The sequence below is a fragment of the Inquilinus limosus genome, from assembly GCF_002195995.1.
Classification (GTDB): Bacteria; Pseudomonadota; Alphaproteobacteria; order DSM-16000; family Inquilinaceae; genus Inquilinus; species Inquilinus limosus_C.
This window is the reverse complement of record NZ_NHON01000004.1, coordinates 95,010-113,421: the sequence shown is the minus strand read 5'-3', so window position 1 is coordinate 113,421 and position 18,412 is coordinate 95,010. Positions and strand designations below refer to the sequence as shown.

At 69.6% G+C, this 18,412-nt stretch carries 19 protein-coding genes; 10 read left to right on the top strand and 9 right to left on the bottom strand.

What is annotated here, in order from left to right; genetic code table 11:
- Positions 1-119: 119 nt before the first annotated feature.
- Both BWR60_RS38000 and BWR60_RS03915 read right to left on the bottom strand, forming a co-directional pair.
- Positions 120-317, bottom strand: a complete 198-nt coding sequence (locus BWR60_RS38000) for a ferritin-like domain-containing protein (protein ID WP_275542365.1) — start codon at positions 315-317, stop codon at positions 120-122.
- Positions 318-421: 104 nt separating this feature from the next.
- Positions 422-697 carry a hypothetical protein gene (locus tag BWR60_RS03915; protein ID WP_088149702.1) on the bottom strand — a complete coding sequence of 92 codons (276 nt, stop codon included), beginning with the start codon at positions 695-697 and terminating at the stop codon, positions 422-424.
- 138 nt (positions 698-835) lie between these two features.
- On the opposite strand from BWR60_RS03915, the gene BWR60_RS03910 reads away from it, so the two are divergent.
- The 4 genes from BWR60_RS03910 (at position 836) to BWR60_RS03895 (ending at position 4,016) form a co-directional block, all read left to right on the top strand.
- Positions 836-1,210, top strand: a complete 375-nt coding sequence (locus BWR60_RS03910; RefSeq protein ID WP_088149701.1) for a DUF4180 domain-containing protein — start codon at positions 836-838, stop codon at positions 1,208-1,210.
- Positions 1,211-2,132: 922 nt separating this feature from the next.
- A complete protein-coding gene (locus tag BWR60_RS37920; RefSeq protein WP_221345206.1) occupies positions 2,133-2,969 on the top strand; it encodes a calcium-binding protein in 837 nt (278 codons plus the stop codon).
- Complete coding sequence (locus BWR60_RS03900; RefSeq protein ID WP_429913005.1) at positions 2,857-3,555, top strand: calcium-binding protein; 699 nt, start codon at positions 2,857-2,859, stop codon at positions 3,553-3,555. The genes BWR60_RS37920 and BWR60_RS03900 overlap by 113 nt, the downstream gene beginning before the upstream one ends.
- Positions 3,556-3,746: 191 nt before the next feature.
- Entirely contained in the window at positions 3,747-4,016 is a 270-nt protein-coding gene (locus tag BWR60_RS03895; protein WP_088149698.1) for a ribbon-helix-helix domain-containing protein, read from the top strand.
- An 86-nt stretch (positions 4,017-4,102) separates the two neighbouring features.
- On the opposite strand, the gene BWR60_RS03890 is transcribed toward BWR60_RS03895, so the two are convergent.
- The 6 genes from BWR60_RS03890 to BWR60_RS03865 all read right to left on the bottom strand — a co-directional run bounded on the left by BWR60_RS03890 (position 4,103) and on the right by BWR60_RS03865 (position 9,904).
- The gene (locus BWR60_RS03890; RefSeq protein WP_088149697.1) at positions 4,103-4,918 is read right to left on the bottom strand and encodes an isocitrate lyase/PEP mutase family protein; all 816 of its coding nucleotides are present in this window, start codon (positions 4,916-4,918) and stop codon (positions 4,103-4,105) included.
- Between the two features lie 26 nt (positions 4,919-4,944).
- A complete protein-coding gene (locus tag BWR60_RS03885) occupies positions 4,945-5,478 on the bottom strand; it encodes a methylated-DNA--[protein]-cysteine S-methyltransferase (protein ID WP_088149696.1) in 534 nt (177 codons plus the stop codon).
- Entirely contained in the window at positions 5,471-6,982 is a 1,512-nt protein-coding gene (locus BWR60_RS03880; protein ID WP_088149695.1) for a DNA-3-methyladenine glycosylase 2 family protein, read from the bottom strand. The genes BWR60_RS03885 and BWR60_RS03880 overlap by 8 nt, the downstream gene beginning before the upstream one ends.
- A 198-nt stretch (positions 6,983-7,180) precedes the next feature.
- Positions 7,181-8,188 (bottom strand): ABC transporter substrate-binding protein, encoded by a 1,008-nt coding sequence (locus BWR60_RS03875; protein WP_230982941.1) that lies wholly within the window; start codon positions 8,186-8,188, stop codon positions 7,181-7,183.
- Between the two features lie 61 nt (positions 8,189-8,249).
- Positions 8,250-9,119 (bottom strand): ABC transporter permease, encoded by an 870-nt coding sequence (locus BWR60_RS03870; RefSeq protein WP_088149693.1) that lies wholly within the window; start codon positions 9,117-9,119, stop codon positions 8,250-8,252.
- 11 nt (positions 9,120-9,130) lie between these two features.
- Entirely contained in the window at positions 9,131-9,904 is a 774-nt protein-coding gene (locus tag BWR60_RS03865) for an ABC transporter ATP-binding protein (protein WP_088149692.1), read from the bottom strand.
- A gap of 101 nt (positions 9,905-10,005) precedes the next feature.
- Between BWR60_RS03865 and BWR60_RS03860 the strand changes: the two genes are divergently transcribed.
- From BWR60_RS03860 to BWR60_RS03845, 4 genes are all read left to right on the top strand, one after another.
- Positions 10,006-10,671 (top strand): response regulator transcription factor, encoded by a 666-nt coding sequence (locus tag BWR60_RS03860; RefSeq protein WP_088149691.1) that lies wholly within the window; start codon positions 10,006-10,008, stop codon positions 10,669-10,671.
- On the top strand, positions 10,658-12,025 hold the full coding sequence (locus tag BWR60_RS03855) for a sensor histidine kinase (protein ID WP_088149690.1): 1,368 nt from the start codon (positions 10,658-10,660) through the stop codon (positions 12,023-12,025). The genes BWR60_RS03860 and BWR60_RS03855 overlap by 14 nt, the downstream gene beginning before the upstream one ends.
- Positions 12,026-12,113: 88 nt before the next feature.
- On the top strand, positions 12,114-12,311 hold the full coding sequence (locus BWR60_RS03850) for a type II toxin-antitoxin system VapB family antitoxin (RefSeq protein WP_088149689.1): 198 nt from the start codon (positions 12,114-12,116) through the stop codon (positions 12,309-12,311).
- Positions 12,308-12,691 carry a type II toxin-antitoxin system VapC family toxin gene (locus BWR60_RS03845; protein ID WP_088149688.1) on the top strand — a complete coding sequence of 128 codons (384 nt, stop codon included), beginning with the start codon at positions 12,308-12,310 and terminating at the stop codon, positions 12,689-12,691. Before BWR60_RS03850 ends, BWR60_RS03845 begins: the two co-directional genes overlap by 4 nt.
- Before the next feature lie 18 nt (positions 12,692-12,709).
- Here the strand turns inward: BWR60_RS03845 and BWR60_RS03840 are convergent, their stop codons facing one another.
- Positions 12,710-13,630: a LysR substrate-binding domain-containing protein gene (locus BWR60_RS03840; protein WP_088149687.1), complete on the bottom strand. Its 921-nt coding sequence runs from the start codon at positions 13,628-13,630 to the stop codon at positions 12,710-12,712.
- Positions 13,631-13,722: 92 nt separating this feature from the next.
- On the opposite strand from BWR60_RS03840, the gene BWR60_RS03835 reads away from it, so the two are divergent.
- Together BWR60_RS03835 and BWR60_RS03830 are read left to right on the top strand one after the other, a co-directional pair.
- Positions 13,723-15,762 carry an NADH:flavin oxidoreductase gene (locus tag BWR60_RS03835; protein WP_088149686.1) on the top strand — a complete coding sequence of 680 codons (2,040 nt, stop codon included), beginning with the start codon at positions 13,723-13,725 and terminating at the stop codon, positions 15,760-15,762.
- Positions 15,763-15,966: 204 nt separating this feature from the next.
- Positions 15,967-18,357, top strand: a complete 2,391-nt coding sequence (locus BWR60_RS03830; RefSeq protein ID WP_088149685.1) for a glucose/quinate/shikimate family membrane-bound PQQ-dependent dehydrogenase — start codon at positions 15,967-15,969, stop codon at positions 18,355-18,357.
- Positions 18,358-18,412: the final 55 nt, after the last annotated feature.

Below are 18,412 nucleotides of genomic sequence, written 5' to 3'. Positions count from 1 at the left end.
CAACGCAGCGAGGCGGCAACGAAGACGGGGCGGCGCTCGCGCCGAACCTCCGACGGCGAGACATGGAGCGGGCTCGCCATCGGAGATCCGGCCGCGGCATCGTGGCCGCCGTCGGTCGTTCAGGCGGCCTTCCTGTTCAGGCCGCGCTCCGCCAATTGGTTCTGCAGCTGGTCGGTCTTCTTCTCCTCCTTCACGGTCTGGTCGAACGGGTCCACCGCATCCTTCATCCCCAGATGCGCGGCCCACGCCTTGAGGGGGCCGTAGCGGAAAATCTCGTAATGCTCGACCGCCTGCGCCGCGCAGGCGAGACCACGAATTCCGATCAGGCGGACACTCGCCCGCCAGCCCTGGCGCCGGGAAGAAAAAAGCCCGCCCTGGACATGTCCAGGGCGGGCCTTGCCTCGCTCAGGCGAGACCTGGATCAGCGGACCAGCCGCCAGAACCGCTCCTCCGCGCTGTTGCGATGGTGCCGGTCGCCGTGATGGCGATCACGATCGCGATCCCAGTGCCGGCGGTCGCTGTGGCGGTCCCGGTCGCGATCATGGTGCCGCCGCCAATCGCGGTCGTGGTCCCGGCGATGCGAGTAATAGGAGATGTGCGGGTCGCCGGCGCCCGCGGCCTGGGCGGCCACCGGCGCAACCGTCACCAGGGCGATGGCGACGAGGGTGGCCTTGAGGAGCGATGTCTTGAGGGGCATTCCTTTGCCTCCGTAATCCGTTCTAAAGACACACGGCCCACGGCCCGGATTCCGTCGAACTCGCCGGAGATCGCCGGCTGCGTTCGAACGGGCAGCAACGAAACGGCCGGCGCCGCAATGGGCCGAAGGATGTGACCGATGACCGAGATCCTGGGCTGGGGCGACGAGCGGGTGCTGGTCTGCGACACGGACGGGCCGGCGATCGACACGCCCCGCGCCACCACCGACCTGATCGGCGAGGCGATGTTCGCCGGCGCCTCGGTCCTGGCCATCCCGGCCGCCCGCCTCGGCCCCGCCTTCTTCCGGCTGCGCAGCGGCCTGGCCGGGGAGATCGCCCAGAAGGCGGTCAACTACCGGCTGAAGCTGGCGGTGATCGGCGACATCTCGCAGCATCTCTCCGCCAGCAATGCCCTGCGCGACTGGGTGCGCGAGGCCGATCGCGGCCGCGAGATCTGGTTCGAGCCCGACCTGGACAGCCTGGCGGCGCGGCTCGGCGGCAGTGCCGGCGGCTGATCCGTCAGTTTATTGTCGCTGCCGAGCCTGACTCGGCAATCCAAGGGCCACCGGAGAACCGCTTCGAAGGCTTCCGGCCCGTCGGGTCAAGCCCGAGGATGACATTAGCAGAAGCGACACCTCCCTGCCCCTCGCCCCTTCGCCATCAGGGCGTTGATCTCCGGATAAGCCATCGCACCCGAGACGAGCGGGTCACGCCGAAGACCAAAACGCCGTCGCCGCTGGCCGCGGACTTGATGAACCAAAGGCAACGTGTCGATGCCAAGTGCCGATGTCGAGGAACAGCGTCGCTACACGTTGGTTTATGCGGGTAGGTCTCCTGGAATGAAGACGCATTTTGCGAATGCTGAATTATCATGACCCGTCTGACTGGAAAGTGGAGTTCGCCGAGCATGTAGGCGTCGCCTCCTGTGGCCGCTATCGTGCTCGTTTCCGGTTTCCCGGCGGAGGACCGTTCCGGATAGAATGGATAGAAGGCCCGGATACGGAGCCGGGCTGTTCCAGGCTTCAAAGCGTGGTCAGAGAGGCGTGCTACAGAGCGCTCGGCGACAGGTAGCCTCACATCCCCCTGGGAGAGCGAGCAGGTTTTCTCACCCGTTGCGGGCTGTCCCGGCCTGCCCCATGCCCGTCCCGACAAGCCAGCCGCAACAAGTCTCTCCACCGACAAAACCTCGGCCCGGCACCGATCCCTCCGATTCGGGAATAATATTAAAAGTCAGATATTATAGGAATATTATGATTACCTTTGATTCAAAAGGATCTTAATCATATATTTCGTTCAGACAGACATCTCCATAACTAAATTTCCCAATGACAAGAAAAAGCCGATGGCATTTTAAATATCTGCGATTCTTGGTTGAGATAAAAAATTACGCGTGGCCAGACTTGATTGTTCCATTGGCATTCAATTGGAGACATAGGTATGGCGACCTTTACCGGCACTGAAGGTGCAGATATTGTCCCATCACTGATCCTCGGTCCCGTCCAGGCCCTCGGCAACGACACGATTAACGGGCTGGGCGGCGATGACGTCATTGCCGGATATTCCGGTAATGACACGATCAATGGAGGGGCCGGCGCCGACGTCCTGATCGGCGGCATCCTCAACGTTGTCGGCGGTATCGGTGATATCCAGCTCTCGGGCGTCGATACGGCGGATTATTCGACAGCGACGTCCGCTGTCTTTGTCAACCTCGCCGCCACGGGCAATCTCGACATCGACATCCTTGGCATCCACCTCGGGCTGACGGGCGTCACCACCGGCCGCGGCGGCGAAGCCGAAGGCGACAGCCTGATCGGCATGACCAACCTCTCAGGGTCCGGCTTCAACGACTATCTGGGCGGGAACACCGACGAGAACACCCTGACCGGCGGCGCAGGCAATGATAACCTGGCGGGGAACGGGGGCGCCGATGTGCTGGATGGCGGTGCCGGCACCCAGGACATGGCCGATTACACCGCCTCCAGTGCGGGGGTCACGGTCAGCCTCGTCACTGGCACCGGCACTGGCGGCGACGCGGCCGGCGACACGCTGACGGGCATCGAATGGCTGCGTGGCAGCGCCTTCAGCGATTCCCTGACAGGCGATGGTGGTGCCAACCGTCTGTCCGGGCACCGGCACTGGCGGCGACGCGGCCGGCGACACGCTGACGGGCATCGAATGGCTGCGTGGCAGCGCCTTCAGCGATTCCCTGACAGGCGATGGTGGTGCCAACCGTCTGTCCGGCCTGGCCGGCACGGACACGCTCGACGGCGGTGATGGGAACGATCAGTTGATCGGTGGTGCCGGGGCCGACGTTCTGACCGGTGGCGCGGGATTCGACACCGCTCTCTACGACAACGCATCCGTCGGCGTGACCGCGAGCCTGGCCAATCCGTCAGCGAATACGGGCGATGCCGCCGGCGACACGTATAGCGGCATCGAGAACCTCGTCGGCAGCGCCTTCGCGGACACTCTGACCGGCGACAGCGGTTCCAACTATCTCCAAGGATGGCACGGCGATGACGTGCTGAACGGCGGAGGCGGCATCGACACCCTGAACGGTGGGCTTGGTGCGGACACCTTCGTCTTCTCCTCCATCGCGGACTCCACCGCCAAGGCGCCGGACCGCATCAGCGACTTCTCCCAGAGCCAGGGAGACAAGATCGACCTGTCAGGCATCACCCATGGCAGCGGCACTTTCATCGGCACGGAGGATTTCACCCATCACGCCGGTGAGGTCCGCTTCATCGAGGGAACAACCCAGACTGCCGTGTATATCGACGCCAATGGCGACGGTACGGCCGACGCACAGATTCGCTTGTTCACAGCGGTCGCTCTGACGGCGAGCGATTTCACGCTCTAATCGAACCGCGCCGCCGGAAAAGGGGCTGTCTGTTCGCTCGGGCAGCCCCATTCCTTTGGCCGCGACCGGTCCCCGACGCCCCGCGGTGATTCCTGGAGACAGGCGACCAACCATCTGGCCCTGCCCTGAGCGTCGCACGCCGGGGGACCAACATCGCATGTCGAATTCGTGCACTGAAACCTGAGTACAAGATGATCGATGCTCTGACGCGCAATGTCATGGTGCGTGGAAGGCGCACCAGTATCAGGCTGGAGGCAGCTTTCTGGTCGACACTGGACGAAATCCTTGAGCGGGAGAGAATCAACCTCAACGGCCTTGTGCATCGGATAGACGCCGCACATCGAGGTCGCAGCAATCTGTCCGCCGCCGTGCGGGTATTCATCTACAGCTATATCTTCGCGCAGGCCCACCAGCAGGCTCCGCCGCTACCGCCGGTCCAACTCCCCCGAGCGCTCAACTAGCGCCACCAAGATCCATACGCGGCCGCCCCGCCTGGCCAGCCTGGCGGCGCGGCTGGGCGGCCGCGCCGGGGCTCGAGCGGCCTTCTCTACCTCGCCATCAGTGCGTTGATCTCCGGATAGGGCATGGCGCCCGAGACCAGCGGGTCGGAGACGCCATCCACCAGGAAGGACCGCGCCAGCCCGGCGATCTGGGCATAGACCGTCTGGCTGATGCCGGAGCCGGCGCTGAGGCGGCGGACGCCGAGGCCGGCGAGCTCCGCCGCGCCCGGCAGCCCGGGCCGGGCCATCACGTTCAGCGGCAGCGGCGCGTCGGCGGCGATCGCCCTGATCTCGTCCGGCTTCGTCACGCCCGGCACGAAGATGCCGTCGGCGCCGGCGTCGCGGTAGCGCCCGGCCCGGGCCAGCACCTCCGCCACCTTGCCGCCCTCCGGCGCCAGGCCGCGGAGATAGACGTCGGTGCGGGCGTTGATGAACACATCCTGGCCGCTGCGCGCGGCGGCGCCCTTGATCGCCGCGATCTTGGCGCAGAGCAGGTCCGGGCTGCCCACCCCGTCCTCGAGGTTGATGCCGGCGGCGCCGGCGCCGATCAGCCGGGCGATCGATTCGCCGACCGCCGCCGGGTCGTCGCTGTAGCCGCCCTCGCTGTCGACGGTCAGCGGTACCGTCAGGATCCGGGTGATGTCGGCGGTGGTGGCGACCAGCAGGTCGAACGGCAGCGCGTCGCCGTCCGGATAGCCATGCGCCCAGGCGACGCCGGCGCTGGTGGTGGCGATGGCCTTGGCGCCGAGGCTCTCGATCAGCCGGGCGCTGCCGGCGTCCCAGGCATTGGCGAGCAGCAGGATGCCGTCCTGGTGCAGGCGGCGGAACTGCTGCAGGGCATCGGCCTGACGGGTGGCGGTCATGAGCGGTTCACTCCCGGGGTTTTGTTTCAGATGGCCAGAGACAGCTGCTTGCTGCCGGCGCCTTCATGGTCCAGCAGCCAGCGCTTGCGATCGAGGCCGCCGCCGAAGCCGACCAGCGCGCCGTCGGCGCCGATCACGCGGTGGCAGGGCACCACGATCGGAATCGGGTTGGAGTTGTTGGCGAGGCCGACGGCGCGCATCGCGCCGGGCTGGCCGATCCGCCGCGCGATCTCGCCATAGGACACGGTGGTGCCGCAGGCGATGCCGCGCAGCGCCGCCCACACGGATCGCTGGAACGGCGTGCCGGCGGCCTCCACCGGCAGCGTGTCGATCACCGCGAGGTCGCCGGCGAAATACGCCCTCAAAGCCTCGGTCAGCCCGGCCGGGTCGCGCTGTGGCGCCAGGGCGAACTCGGCCCCGCCCAGGCTGCGGGCCAGGCGGGCGCGCAGCCGCTCCTCGTCGCACCAGTCGATGGCGCGCAGCCTTCCGGATTCGTCGGCAACGATCAGCAGCTCGCCCAGCGGGCTCGGCAGGCGGTCGAAGACCAGCGCCTCAGCCATAGGTGGCTCCCGCCGCCTTGGCCACCGGCCCGGCATCGGCGGCCCAGAGATGCTGGGCGGCATAGGCGCGCCAGGGCCGCCAGGGTTCGGCGCGCAGCAGCAGGTCGGCCGGGGTCGGCCGCACCCCGGCGCCGTCGGCGGCGCCGCGCAGCAGGCCGATGTCGCTGGCCGGGAAGGCGTCGGGCTCGCGCAAGGCGCGCAGCGCGATGTACTGCGCCGTCCAGTCGCCGATGCCGCGGATCTGCCGCAGCCGGACGATCGCCTCCTCCACTGTGCCGAAGGGGCGGAACAGGTGCGGGTCGGCGATCGCGGCCTCAGCCAGCGCGGTCAAGGTCGCCCGGCGCGATCCCGGCATGCCCAGCGCGCCGAGATCGGCGGCGGCCACGCGCCGCGGCGACGGGAAGGTGCGCGACAGCGCCGGGGTCAGCCGGCCCGCCTCCGGCACCTCGGCGCCGCAGATCGCCACCAGCCGGCCGGCCAGCTGGCGCGCCGCGACCACGGTGACCTGCTGGCCCAGCACGGCGCGCACCGCCAGCTCGAACCCGTCCCAGCCGCCGGGGGCGCGCAAGCCCGGCCGCCGCGCCACCAGCGGCGCCAGGAACGGGTCCTGCGACAGATGGGCGTCGATCGCCTCGATATCGGCGCCGACATCGAAGACGCGGCGGACCCGGGCCAGGATGCCCGGCAGCGCCCGCACCGAGGGGAAGCGCACCAGCACCGCCAGGTTGCTGCGCGCCGGCTCGTGCCGGATCTCGACGGTGCCGAGATCGTCGCCCTCGGCGACGCTGCGGCGGTAGACCTCGCCCTCGACCTGCTCCACCCCGTCGATGGCGCGGGCGCGCAGATAGGCCAGCATCGCCGGCCAGTCATAGGGCGGGCGATAGCGCAGCCGCAGCGTCACCCCGGTCGCGGCCACCGAATCGACCGGCAGCCCGGCCCAGGCCCGACGGCGCAGCGCGCTGGGCGGGCGGCGGAACAGGCCCTGGAAGGTCTCGTTGAAGCGGCGGACGCTGCCGAAGCCGGCGGCCATCGCCACCTCGGCCATCGGCATCCGCGTCTCCTGGATCATCTGCTTGGCGAACAGCACGCGCCGGGTCTGGGCCACGGCGACCGGCGTGGCGCCGAGATGCTGCTTGAACAGTCGGCGCAGTTGGCGGCCGCCGACGCCCAGCCGGTCGGCCAGCGCCTCCACCCCCGCCTCGCCGTCCAGGCCGCCATCGGCGATCAGCGCCAGGGCGCGTGACACGGTGTTGGAGGTGCCGCGCCAGGAGGCGAGGTCGGGCGCCGTCTCCGGCCGGCAGCGCAGGCAGGGCCGGAACCCGGCCTCCTGCGCCGCGGCGGCGGAGGCGAAGAACCGGCAGTTCTCCGCCTTCGCCGTGCGGGCCGGGCAGACCGGGCGGCAATAGATGCCGGTGGAGGTGACGCCGACGAAGATTCGCCCGTCGAACCGCGGGTCGCGGGTCACCAGGGCGCGGTAGCAGGCTTCGGGGTCGAGCGGTTCCATGCCCCGACCTTGGCACGTCCCGCGCGATCGCGCTCGCGGTTTTCGGACATGGTCAAAGGAGACACGCTCCCCTCGCCATCATTGCGAGGAGGCGAAGCCGACGAAGCAATCCAGGGGCCACGCCAAACCGCCCTGGATTGCTTCGCTGCGCTCGCAATGACGATGAAGGGACCTCAAGCGGAGAAATCCCCCTCGCCCTCAGCTCCCCGCCCGGCTCGCCAGCTGCGGGATGAACAGCTCGGTCCAGCTCTCCGGCTTCACCTTGATGGTGCCGGCCAGATGCATGAAGTCGGCAAAGTCCATCACCTTGGTCGGGGTGGTGGAGAACTGCGTGTCGGGATCGTTCAGGATCTCCAGCACCTCCTCCGGCGAGATCTTCACCGCCGAGCTGCGGGAGAAGATCTCCGCCGCCTCCGGCTTGTGCGCGGCGATGAAGGCGTTGGCCTCGTCGAGCGCGGCCAGGAACGCCTCCGCCGTCTTCGGGTTGGCGTCGACGAAGCGCTTCGGGGCGAAGACCACGTCCAGCGTGATGTTGCCGATGACGTCGACCGAGCTGGCGACGCGGTGGATGTTGGGGTTCTTGACCTCGAGATAGGAGAAGGGCGGCGAGGTGAAATGCGCCTTCACCTCGGTCTGGCCCGAGGTCAGCGCCGCCAGCGCGTCCGGATGCGGCAGGCTGACCGTCATCGGGTCCAGCTGGGCGAAGTTCTCGCGGCCGAACTGCTTGGCCGCCATCATCTGCAGCACCACGGCCGACAGCGAGGTCTTGATGCCCGGCAGGGCGATCTTGTCCGCCGGCCCGAAATCGGCCAGCGACTTCAGCTCCGGCTTGTTGCTGTTGAGCCAGAGCGAGGTGGCGCTGAGCCCGCTGATGCCGGTGACCTCGACATTCGGGATGCCCTTGGCCTTGGCCCAGAGGGTGATGAAGCCCGGCGCGCCGGTGCCGGCGAAATCGAGTGTGCCGGCCATCATCGCGTCGTTGATGACGTTGCCGCCGTCGAGCATCACCCATTTCACCGCGACGTCGCCGAGGCCGGCGGCCTTGGCCTGCTTCTCGAACAGCTTCTGGTCCTGCATCACGATCAGCGGCAGGTACAGGATGCCGTAGCCCTTGGAGACCCGGATCTCGCTGACCTCCGCCCGCGCGGCACCGGCGAGGCCGAGCCCGATCGCCGCCGCGACGGCCGCCGCGGCCAGTCTGTTCATCACGCGCATGGTATCCTCCCAGTTTCGGGCCGGCCGATCCGGCCCGTTGTTGCACAAATCGTCAGTGCTGCATCCCCCAGCGGCGGATCGTCTTCTTCTCGACCGTGGCGAAGACCACGTTCTCGACGAACAGGCCGATGAGGATGACGGTGAACAGGCCGGCGAAGACGTTCGCCGTCTCGAGCTGGTTGCGGTTCTCGTAGATGAACCAGCCGAGGCCGCCGGAGCCGGAAGAGACGCCGAACACCAGCTCGGCCGCGATCAGCGTGCGCCAGGCGAAGGCCCAGCCGACCTTCAGCCCGGTCAGGATCGACGGGAACGCCGCCGGGATCAGGATGTGCCGCACCAGCGACAGCCGCCGCAGCCCGTAATTCAGCCCGACCATGCGCAGCGTGTTGGACACGGCGCGGAAGCCGGAATGGGTGTTCAGCGCGATCGCCCACAAGACCGAATGGACCAGCACGAAGATCACGCTGCCCTGCCCCAGCCCGAACCAGATCAGCGCCAGCGGCAAGAGCGCGATCGCCGGCAGCGGGTTGAACATCGAGGTCAGGGTCTCCAGCAGATCCGCGCCGATGTGCGAGCCGATGGCGACCGTGGTCAGCAGCGCGGCCAAAGCGATGCCGATGGCGTAGCCGATCACCAGCGTCTGCAGCGACGCCAGTGCCCGGGCCGGCAGCACGCCGCTGGCGATGTTGCCCAGGAAGGCGTCCAGCGTCTCGCTGAAGGACGGGAACAGCAGCGGGTTGCCGAGCCAGCGGCCATAGCCTTCCCAGATCAGGGCCAGGACCAGCAGGATCAGCGCCTTGCGCACGAAGCCCAGCCGGTAGATCCGCTCGACCGGGGAGATCGCCTTCTCGACCGGCGGGATGTCGGTTTTCGGCGTGTCGCGCAGGATCTCAGGACGAAGCTCCAGCGTGGTGTCGGTCATGGCGGCGGCCCTCAATGGACGAACAGCATGTCGTTGATGCGCGCCTCCAGCGCGCCCTGGGCGGCGGTGCCCCAATCCTCGCGGCCGATGCTGTTCAGCTCGGCCTTCACCTGGCCCGGATGCGGCGACAGCAGCAGGATGCGGTTGCCGATGCGGATCGCCTCCTCGATCGAATGGGTGACGAACAGCACGGTGAAGCGGGTGTCCTCCCACAGCTGCAACAGCTCGTCCTGCATCCGCCGGCGGGTCAGGGCGTCGAGCGCCGCGAAGGGCTCGTCCATCAGCAGCACATCCGGCTCCATCGCCATGCCGCGGGCGATGGCGACGCGCTGCTTCATGCCGCCCGACAGCATGTGCGGGTAGCTGTCGGCGAACTTCGCCAGGCCGACCTTCTCGATGTAGTGGCCGGCGCGGTCGCGCGCCTCGGCCGGGCCCAGGCGGCGGCTGGCGATCAGGGCGAAGGCGACGTTCTCGCGCACCGTCTTCCACGGCAGCAGCTGGTCGAACTCCTGGAACACCATCATCCGGTCCGGCCCCGGCTCGGAGATGGCGCGGCCCTTCAGCCGGATCTCGCCCTCGGTCGGCGCGATGTAGCCGCCGATCGCCTTCAGCAGCGTCGACTTCCCGCAGCCGGACGGCCCGAGCAGGATGAAGCGGTCGGCGGGGTGGACGTCGAAATCGACCCGATGGGTGGCGGTGACCACCGCCTGGTCGGTCTTGTACTGCAGCGTGACCTGGCGGACGGAGAGCAACGCGTCTGCTGGCGGTGAGTGCACGATGGCCATATATCCTCCCTGGCGGCGGCTCCGCTTCGGCGGGCCGTTGCAGGGAGTGTTCCGCATCAAGCTGACGCCAGCCTGACTCGGAACCGGAACAGGGAGAGCCCGTGCGCATCCTGGTGGTCGAGGACACGGCCGATATCGGCGAGGCGATCGTCGCCCGGCTCGCACGCATGGGCCATGCGGTCGATTGGGAGCGCGACGGCGACGCCGCGGCGGACATGCTCGGGGTGCAGGATTACGACCTGCTGGTGCTCGACATCATGCTGCCGGGCCGCGACGGCATCGCCTTGCTGAAGGAACTGCGGTCGCGCCGCCGGTCGACCCCGGTGCTGGTGCTGACCGCGCGGTCGGGCGTCGAGGACCGGGTCGGGGCGCTCGACCTCGGTGCCGATGACTATCTGGTCAAGCCCTTCGACTACCGCGAGCTGGAGGCGCGGGCCCGGGCCCTGCTGCGCCGCCGCACCGGCGACAGCAGCAACGTGCTGACCTGCGGCGACGTCACCATCGACCGGGCGGCGCGCCTCGCCGCCGTGCAGGGCCGGCCGCTGGACCTGACCCGGCGCGAGCTGACGGTGCTGGAGATCCTGGCGACGCGGCCTGGCCGCATCTTTTCCAAAGACGACCTCTTGGACCAGATCTACAGCTTCGACCAGGAGCCGAGCCCGAACGCGGTGGAGCAATACGTGACCCGGATCCGCCGCAAGCTGGCGGGATCCTCGGTCGAGATCCGCACCCTGCGCGGCCTCGGGTACCAGCTTGTCGTCGGCTGACCGGATCCGCGGCTCGCTCTATGTCCGCATCCTCGCCTTCATCGCGGTGGTGGTGTGCCTCGGCACCGCCGGGGTGATCGCCGCCGCGGCGCATTACGCCCGGCTGGCGGCGGGCGAGGCCTATGACCGCCTGCTGGTCGGCGGCGCGGTGCAGGTGGCGGAGAACGTGTTCATGCAGGGCGGGGTGGTGGCGCTGGACCCGCCGGTGGCGGCCTTCGCCTCCCTCTCCGCCTACGACCTCGTCTACTACAAGGTGGTCGACCCGCGCGGCGTGGTGGTGGCCGGGTATCCGGACCTCGCCCTCGACCCCGCCGCGGCGCTGCAGGCCCGGCACGGCGTGGTGGTCGAGGATGGCCTCTTCCAGGGCGAGCCCGTGCGCGTCGCCGTGCTGGGCCGCAAGATGGACGAGACCGATGGCGGCTGGGCCACGGTGGTGCTGGCCCAGACCACCCGGGCGCGCGATGCCCTGGCCCGGTCCCTGACCCGCCAGGCGGTGCTGATCGTCCTGGCCATGGGCGTGCTGACGATGGTGGCCGGCGCGGTGGCGGTGCGCTGGGCGCTGGCGCCGCTGATCCGGATCGAGCGCGCGCTGGCCGACCGGGCGCCGGACGATCTGAAGCCGCTCGACGTCGCCACGCCGACCGAGATCCGCACGCTGGTGTCGTCGATCAACCTGTTCATGGGGCGGCTGGCCGGCCGCATCGGCCTGATGCAGCGCTTCATCGCCGACACCGCGCACCAGATCCGCACCCCGCTGGCCGCGCTGGACGCCCAGGTCGAGCTGCTGGGCCATGAGGGATCGGCCGCGCGGCGCGAGCAGCAGATGGAGCGGGTGCGGCAGCGCACGGCGGAGCTGGGGCGGCTGACCAACCAGCTGCTGAACCACGCCATGGTGATCCATCGCGGCGAGATCGGCGCCCTCGCCCCAATCGACCTGGTGGAGCTGGCACGGACCGTGCTGGCGGCATCGGTGCCGCTGTCCTTCGACCGCGACGTCCGTATCGCCTTCGAGGCGCCGGAGGAGCCGGTGATGGTCGAGGGCGACGCGGTCAGCCTGCGCGAGGCGCTGTCCAACATCATCCACAACGCCCTGGCGCATGGCGCCGAGACCCGGCTGTCGGTCCGCGTCGGACATGACCCGGACGGTGCCTGGATCGAGGTCAATGACGACGGGCCGGGCATCGCGGAAGCCGACCGGGCGCGGGCGCTGGAGCCGTTCCATTCCGGCTCGGACTCCGGCACCGGCCTGGGCCTGGCCATCGCCGCCGAGGTGATGAAGGCCCATTGCGGCCGCGTCGAGTTCCGCCAGGACCCGGACGACGGCTTCTCGGTGGTGCTGCATTTCGGAGCGTGAGGCGAGGTCGCAGCCCGCTCCCCATGGTGGTGCTGAATCGCGCATCAAATGATGCTATTGTCGTGCCTCTCCGATCCAGGATGACACGATGCGAACGACGATTGCCCTTGATGACGAGCTTGTGGCGAAGGCCCAGGCCTTCACCGGCCTCAAGGAAAAATCCGCGCTGGTCCGCGAGGCGCTGAAGGCCCTGATCGAACGGGAGAGCGCGCGTCGCCTCGCGCGCCTTGGCGGAAGCGAGCCTGGCCTCGAAGCCGCGCCGCGCCGGCGAACCGGCCCTGCATGATCCTCCTCGATACGTCGGTATGGGTCGATCACCTGCGGGCCGGCGACGAGGGGGTCGCGGCCTTGCTCGACTCCGGCCGGGTGCTGTCGCACCCCTTCGTCATCGGCGAATTGGCTCTGGGCCACCTGCGGCAGCGCAAGACCATCATCCCGGCGCTGCAGAACCTGCCGCAGGCCAGCATCGCCACGGACGCCGAGGTGCTGCTGTTCATCGAGCGGAACGCCCTGGCGGGGTTGGGGATCGGCTATGTCGATGTCCATCTGCTGGCAGCGACACGGCTGACCGCCGGGTCGGCCCTGTGGACGCGCGACAAGCGCTTGGCGGGCATTGCCGAGCGGTTGAGCCTCGGGTGGGACGAGGGAAAAGCTGGCCCGAAGTAGCGAAGGGCCATACCCGCGTCACCAGCCCTTCACCGCCGCCGCCTGCCCGGCCAACCAGTCGCAGAACAGCGACAGCGGCCGGCGCAAGGTCGCCCCGCGGATGGTGACGATGTAGAAGCGGCGCCCGGTGTCGAGATGCCGGGAGAAGGCGTCGGCCAGCCGGCCGGCACGGATCAGGTCGTCGATGATCGGCCGCCAGCCCAGCGTCACCCCCTGCCCGTCCATCGCCGCCTGCAGCGCTACCGTATGGTCAGTGACGCGCAGCGACCGCGCCGGCCCCGGCGCCGGCAGGCCCAGCGCGGCGAACCACTCGCCCCAGGTCGCGCGGCGGCGCAGCGCGTCCTCGTAATGGATCAGCTGGCAGCGGCTCAGATCGGCGGCGTCGTTCAGCGGGCCATAGGCCGCCAGATAGGCCGGGCTGGCCACGGCGTGCACATGCTCCTCCCACAGCGGGATGGTGTCGTGGTCCGGCCATTTGCCGTCGCCCAGCCGGATCACCACGTCGATGCCGTCCTCGCCGGGGTCGGCGTCGCGCTCCACCGTCTGGATCCGCAGCGGGATGGCCGGAAAGGCGGCACGGAACGATGCGAAGCGCGGCAGCAGCCAGTGCGCGGCCATCGAGGTCGAGACCCCGATCACGATCTCGCGCTGCGCCGCCGACCGGCCGGTGATGTCGTCCACGGCCTGGGCGATGGCGGACAGGCTGGTGGCGACGGCGGCGTAGAGCCGCTCGCCCTCAGGCGACAGCTCCAGCCTGCGGTGGTGGCGGATGAACAGGTCGAGCCCGAGCGAGGCCTCGAGCTGGCGGATGCCGTGGCTGACCGCCGACTGGGTGATCGCCAGGTCCTCCGCCGCCCGTGAGAAGCTGAGCCGCCGCGCCGACGCCTCGAACACCGCCAGGGCGTTGAGCGAGGGCAGGCTGCCGCGGAGGGTTTGCATCGACTGGGCTCATGCCGCCGTGAAGGAAATTCGGTTTACCATCGGCCGGCGGGCCGGAAGAGTGAAACCGTCACAACGATCCGACAGCGGACATGCCGAACGCCGATCCCCTGCTGCAGCCCTACACGCTGCGCCACCTGACCCTGCGCAACCGCTTCCTGTCGACCGCGCATGAGCCGGCCTATACCGAGGACGGACTGCCGAAGGAGCGGTATCGCCTCTACCACTCCGAGAAGGCGAAGGGCGGCATCGCCCTGACCATGATCGGCGGCTCCTCCGTCGTCGCGCCGGACAGCCCGCAGGCCTTCGGCAACATCCTGCTGTACAAGGACGAGGTGGTGCGCTGGCTGAGGGAGCTGGCGGACGACGTGCACTCCCACGGCGCCGCCGTGATGATCCAGGTCACCCATCTCGGCCGCCGCACCAGCTGGTCGAAGGAGGACTGGCTGCCGGTCGTCGCCCCTTCCCCGGTGCGCGAGCCGGCGCACCGCGCCTTCCCCAAGGCGATGGAGGATTGGGACATCGAGCGCATCGTCGCCGCCTATGCCGACGGCGCCGAGCGGGTGCGGGCCGGCGGTCTCGACGGGCTGGAGCTCGAATGCTACGGCCACCTGATCGACCAGTTCTGGTCGCCGGCCACCAACAAGCGCGACGACGAATACGGCGGCGATCTCGACAACCGGCTGCGCTTCGCCTTCCAGGTGCTGCGCGCCATCCGCGACCGGGTCGGGCCGGACTTCATCGTCGGCACCCGCATGGTCTGCGACGAGGATTGGCAGCGCGGCCTGTCCAGGGCCGAGGGGCTGGAGATCGCGCGGCGGCTCACCGCCTCCGGCCTGATCGACTTCGTCAACGTCATCAAGGGCCACATCGACACCGACGAGGCGCTGTCGCATGTCATCCCCGGCATGGGCGCCCGCTCCGCCCCCCATCTCGACTTCGCCGGCGAGGTGCGGGCGGCGACGAAGGTGGCGACCTTCCACGCCGCCCGGATCCAGGACGTCGCCACCGCCCGCCACGCGATCGAGAGCGGCAAGCTGGACATGGTCGGGATGACCCGGCCGCACATGGCCGACCCGCACATCGCCCGCAAGGTGAGCGAGGGGCGCGAGGCCGAGATCCGCCCCTGCGTCGGCATGGGCTATTGCATCGACAGCATCTATGGCGGCCAGGCGGCCTGCATCCACAACGCCGCCACCGGGCGCGAGGCGACGATGCCGCATGTCGTCGCCCGCACCACCGGGCCGCGGCGCAAGGTGGTGGTGGTCGGCGCCGGCCCGGCCGGGCTGGAGGCCGCGCGGGTGGCCGGCGAGCGCGGCCATGACGTCACCCTGTTCGAGGCGGCGGACCAGCCGGGCGGCCAGATCCGCATCACCGCCGGCCTGCAGCGCCGGCGCGAGATCCTGGGCATCGTCGACTGGCGCATGGCGGAGTGCGAGCGCCACGGCGTGGCCATGCGCTTCAACAGCTATGCCGAGGCTGGCGACGTGCTGGCCGAGGCGCCCGATGTCGTGGTGGTGGCGACCGGCGGCCTGCCGAACACCGGCTTCCTCGATGCCGGCGAGGAGCTGGTGACCACCAGCTGGGACATCCTGTCCGGCGCCGCCAAGCCGGCGGACTCCGTGCTGCTGTATGACGACAACGGCGCCCATCCCGGCCTGACCGCGGCCGAGTTCATCGCCGGCGCCGGCAGCAGGCTGGAGCTGGTGACGCCGGAGCGGACCCTGGCCCCGGATGTCGGCGGTACCAGCTTCCCGGCCTATTTCCGCGCCTTCTCCGACCACGGCGTGCAGGTCACCATCAACCTGCGGCTGGAGAGCGTGCGGCGCGACGGCAATCGCCTCGTCGCCAGCTTCCTCGACGAATACGGCCGGCGCCGGGTCGAGAAGCGGGCCGACCAGGTGGTGGTCGAGCACGGCACCCTGCCGCTGGACGAGCTGTATTTCGCGCTGAAGCCGCTGTCCGCCAATCTCGGCGCCGTCGATTACGAGGCGATGATCGCCGGCCGGGCCCAGGCGGTGCGCCGCAACCCGGAGGGGCGCTTCGTGCTGTGGCGGATCGGCGACGCCGTCTCCTCCCGCAACATCCACGCCGCAATCTATGATGCGCTGCGGCTGCTGAAGGACGTCTGATGGCGCCGATCCTCGCCATCTCGGCCTGATGGCCGCCGGCCGGAACCGGCAGGGCTGACCGGGAGCCGGCGGGCGTTTGCCGCTCGACCCCGCGCCGGGATCGGTGGACAATCACAGGAATAAAGAACGGGGGCCGTCCTGGGGGTGCATCCGGTCCATCGCCGATGGGCCGGGACCGACCGATCTGAGCGGAGGGTCCGGCAGATGCCGCTTGCTTCGAGATCCCGACCGGTGCTGCTGGTGTCGGGGCTGGTCTACGGCCTGATCGGCCTGGCGCTGGCGGCGGGGGGCGCCTGGCTCGTCGCCCTCGGCGGCTCGCCCTACTACCTCATCGCCGGCCTCGGCATCCTGGCCACCGGCGCGCTGCTGGTCGCCGGCCGGCCCGCCGCGCTGTGGGTCTTCGCCGCCGTCCTGATCGGCACGCTGGCCTGGGCGGTCGGCGAGATCCGCTTCGACTGGTGGCCGCTGGCCGCCCGGGGCGACGTGATCTTCCTGATGGCGCTGTGGCTGCTGACGCCCTGGGTCACGCGCGCCCTTCGCCGGTCCGCCGGGACGTCCGGCAAGGCCATGACCCTGCCGCTCTGGGCCGGGGTGGCGGCATCCGTGGCGGTGCTGGCGGCCGGCCTGCTGTCCAGCTACCACGCGATCGACGGCACCATCGCCGCGGCCGCCCCCGGCGCGGCGGCGCCGCAGCCCGCCGCCGACCAGCCGGACGAGGACTGGCGCGCCTATGGCCGCGGCCAGTCCGGCCAGCGCTATTCGCCGCTGGCCGAGATCACGCCGGCCAATGTCAAAGACCTCAAGGTCGCCTGGACCTTCCGCACCGGCGACCTGCCCGGCCCGAACGACCCGGGGGAGACCACCTTCGAGGTCACGCCGATCAAGGTGCGGGACACGCTCTATCTCTGCTCCCAGCACCAGCGGCTGTTCGCCCTGGACGCGAAGACCGGCGCGCTGCGCTGGTCCTACGACCCCAAGATCAAGAACGACCCGACCTTCCAGCACCTGACCTGCCGCGGCGTCTCCTACCACGAGGCCGAGGCCGGGGCGGTCGACACCACCGGGGCGCCGGCGCCGGCCGACTGCCCGCGCACCATCTTCCTGCCGGTCAATGACGGCCGCATGATCGCGCTGAACGCCGAGACCGGCGCGCCGTGCCAGGGCTTCGGCGACCACGGCACGCTGAACCTGCAGCAGGGCATGGGCGTGACGACGGCCGGCTTCTACGAGCCGACCTCGCCGCCGGTGGTCAGCGACAGGATCATCGTCATCGCCGGCTCGGTCATCGACAACTACTCGACCCAGGAGCCGTCGGGCGTCATCCGCGGCTTCGACATCTATACCGGGAAGCTGGTCTGGGCCTGGGATGCCGGGGCGGCGGACGAGAACGCCCTGCCCTCCGCCACGCACACCTACACCAACAACTCGCCCAATTCGTGGATCACCGCGTCCTACGACCCAAAGCTGGGACTGGTCTACGTGCCGATGGGCGTGCAGTCGCCCGACATCTGGGGCGGCAACCGCAGCCCGGAATCGGAGCGGTATTCGAGCGCGCTGGTGGCGCTCGACATCAACACCGGCAAGCGGGTCTGGCACTACCAGACGGTGCATCACGACCTGTGGGACATGGACCTGCCGTCGCAGCCCAGCCTGGTCGACCTGCCCGGGCCGGGCGGCGTGCGCCCGGCCGTGCTGCAGCCGGCCAAGACCGGCAACCTCTTCGTGCTCGACCGCAGGACCGGCGAGCTGATCGTGCCGGCGCCGGAGCGGCCGGTGCCGCAGGGCCCGGCCCCGGGCGACCGGCTGTCGCCGACCCAGCCCTTCTCCGAGCTCACCTTCCGGCCGGAAGCGCTGCTGACCGGCGCCGACATGTGGGGCGCCACGATCTTCGACCAGCTGGCCTGCCGCATCCTGTTCCACCAGCTGCGCTACGAAGGCACGTTCACGCCGCCTTCGCTGCAGGGGACCCTGGTGTTCCCGGGCAATCTCGGCATGTTCGAATGGGGCGGGATCGCCGTCGACCCGGTCCGGCAGATCGCCATCGCCAACCCGATCGCCATCCCCTTCGTCTCGAAGCTGATCCCGCGCGGCCCCGACAACCCGGCGGCGCCGAACGACGCGCACCCGTCGGGATCCGAGATCGGTGTCCAGCCGATGTACGGCACGCCCTATGGCGTCGTGTTGCACGGCTTCCTGTCGCCGCTCGGCCTGCCCTGCTACCGGCCGCCCTGGGGCTACATGGCCGCGATCGACCTGAAGACGATGAAGATCGCCTGGATGCACCGCAACGGCACGATCCGCGACGAGGCGCCGGTGCCGATCCCGCTCAAGATGGGCGTGCCCAGCCTGGGCGGGCCGATGACCACCGCCGGCGGCGTCGCCTTCCTGACCTCGACGATGGACTACTACATCCGCGCCTATGACGTGACCAATGGCGAGCAGCTGTGGGAGGACCGCCTGCCGGCGGGCGGGCAGTCGACGCCGATGACCTACGCGGTCGACGGACAGCAATACGTCGTCACCGCCGCCGGCGGCCACGGCTCGTTCGGGACAAAGATCGGCGACTACGTCATCGCCTACACGCTGGCGCGGTAGGCGCGGGCAGCCCGCGCCCGGCGCCACGATTGCGACCCCGGCCTCGGACCGGGGC

What these genes read in the sequence shown, in the direction of transcription:
- BWR60_RS03915 (WP_088149702.1), bottom strand. Translation starts at nt 697, where the DNA reads ATGCCCCTCAAGACATCGCTCCTCAAGGCCACCCTCGTCGCCATCGCC.
- BWR60_RS03910 (WP_088149701.1), top strand. Translation starts at nt 836, where the DNA reads ATGACCGAGATCCTGGGCTGGGGCGACGAGCGGGTGCTGGTCTGCGAC.
- BWR60_RS37920 (WP_221345206.1), top strand. Translation starts at nt 2,133, where the DNA reads ATGGCGACCTTTACCGGCACTGAAGGTGCAGATATTGTCCCATCACTG.
- BWR60_RS03895 (WP_088149698.1), top strand. Translation starts at nt 3,747, where the DNA reads ATGATCGATGCTCTGACGCGCAATGTCATGGTGCGTGGAAGGCGCACC.
- BWR60_RS03890 (WP_088149697.1), bottom strand. Translation starts at nt 4,918, where the DNA reads ATGACCGCCACCCGTCAGGCCGATGCCCTGCAGCAGTTCCGCCGCCTG.
- BWR60_RS03885 (WP_088149696.1), bottom strand. Translation starts at nt 5,478, where the DNA reads ATGGCTGAGGCGCTGGTCTTCGACCGCCTGCCGAGCCCGCTGGGCGAG.
- BWR60_RS03880 (WP_088149695.1), bottom strand. Translation starts at nt 6,982, where the DNA reads ATGGAACCGCTCGACCCCGAAGCCTGCTACCGCGCCCTGGTGACCCGC.
- BWR60_RS03875 (WP_230982941.1), bottom strand. Translation starts at nt 8,188, where the DNA reads ATGAACAGACTGGCCGCGGCGGCCGTCGCGGCGGCGATCGGGCTCGGC.
- BWR60_RS03870 (WP_088149693.1), bottom strand. Translation starts at nt 9,119, where the DNA reads ATGACCGACACCACGCTGGAGCTTCGTCCTGAGATCCTGCGCGACACG.
- BWR60_RS03865 (WP_088149692.1), bottom strand. Translation starts at nt 9,904, where the DNA reads ATGGCCATCGTGCACTCACCGCCAGCAGACGCGTTGCTCTCCGTCCGC.
- BWR60_RS03850 (WP_088149689.1), top strand. Translation starts at nt 12,114, where the DNA reads ATGCGAACGACGATTGCCCTTGATGACGAGCTTGTGGCGAAGGCCCAG.
- BWR60_RS03845 (WP_088149688.1), top strand. Translation starts at nt 12,308, where the DNA reads ATGATCCTCCTCGATACGTCGGTATGGGTCGATCACCTGCGGGCCGGC.
- BWR60_RS03840 (WP_088149687.1), bottom strand. Translation starts at nt 13,630, where the DNA reads ATGCAAACCCTCCGCGGCAGCCTGCCCTCGCTCAACGCCCTGGCGGTG.
- BWR60_RS03835 (WP_088149686.1), top strand. Translation starts at nt 13,723, where the DNA reads ATGCCGAACGCCGATCCCCTGCTGCAGCCCTACACGCTGCGCCACCTG.
- BWR60_RS03830 (WP_088149685.1), top strand. Translation starts at nt 15,967, where the DNA reads ATGCCGCTTGCTTCGAGATCCCGACCGGTGCTGCTGGTGTCGGGGCTG.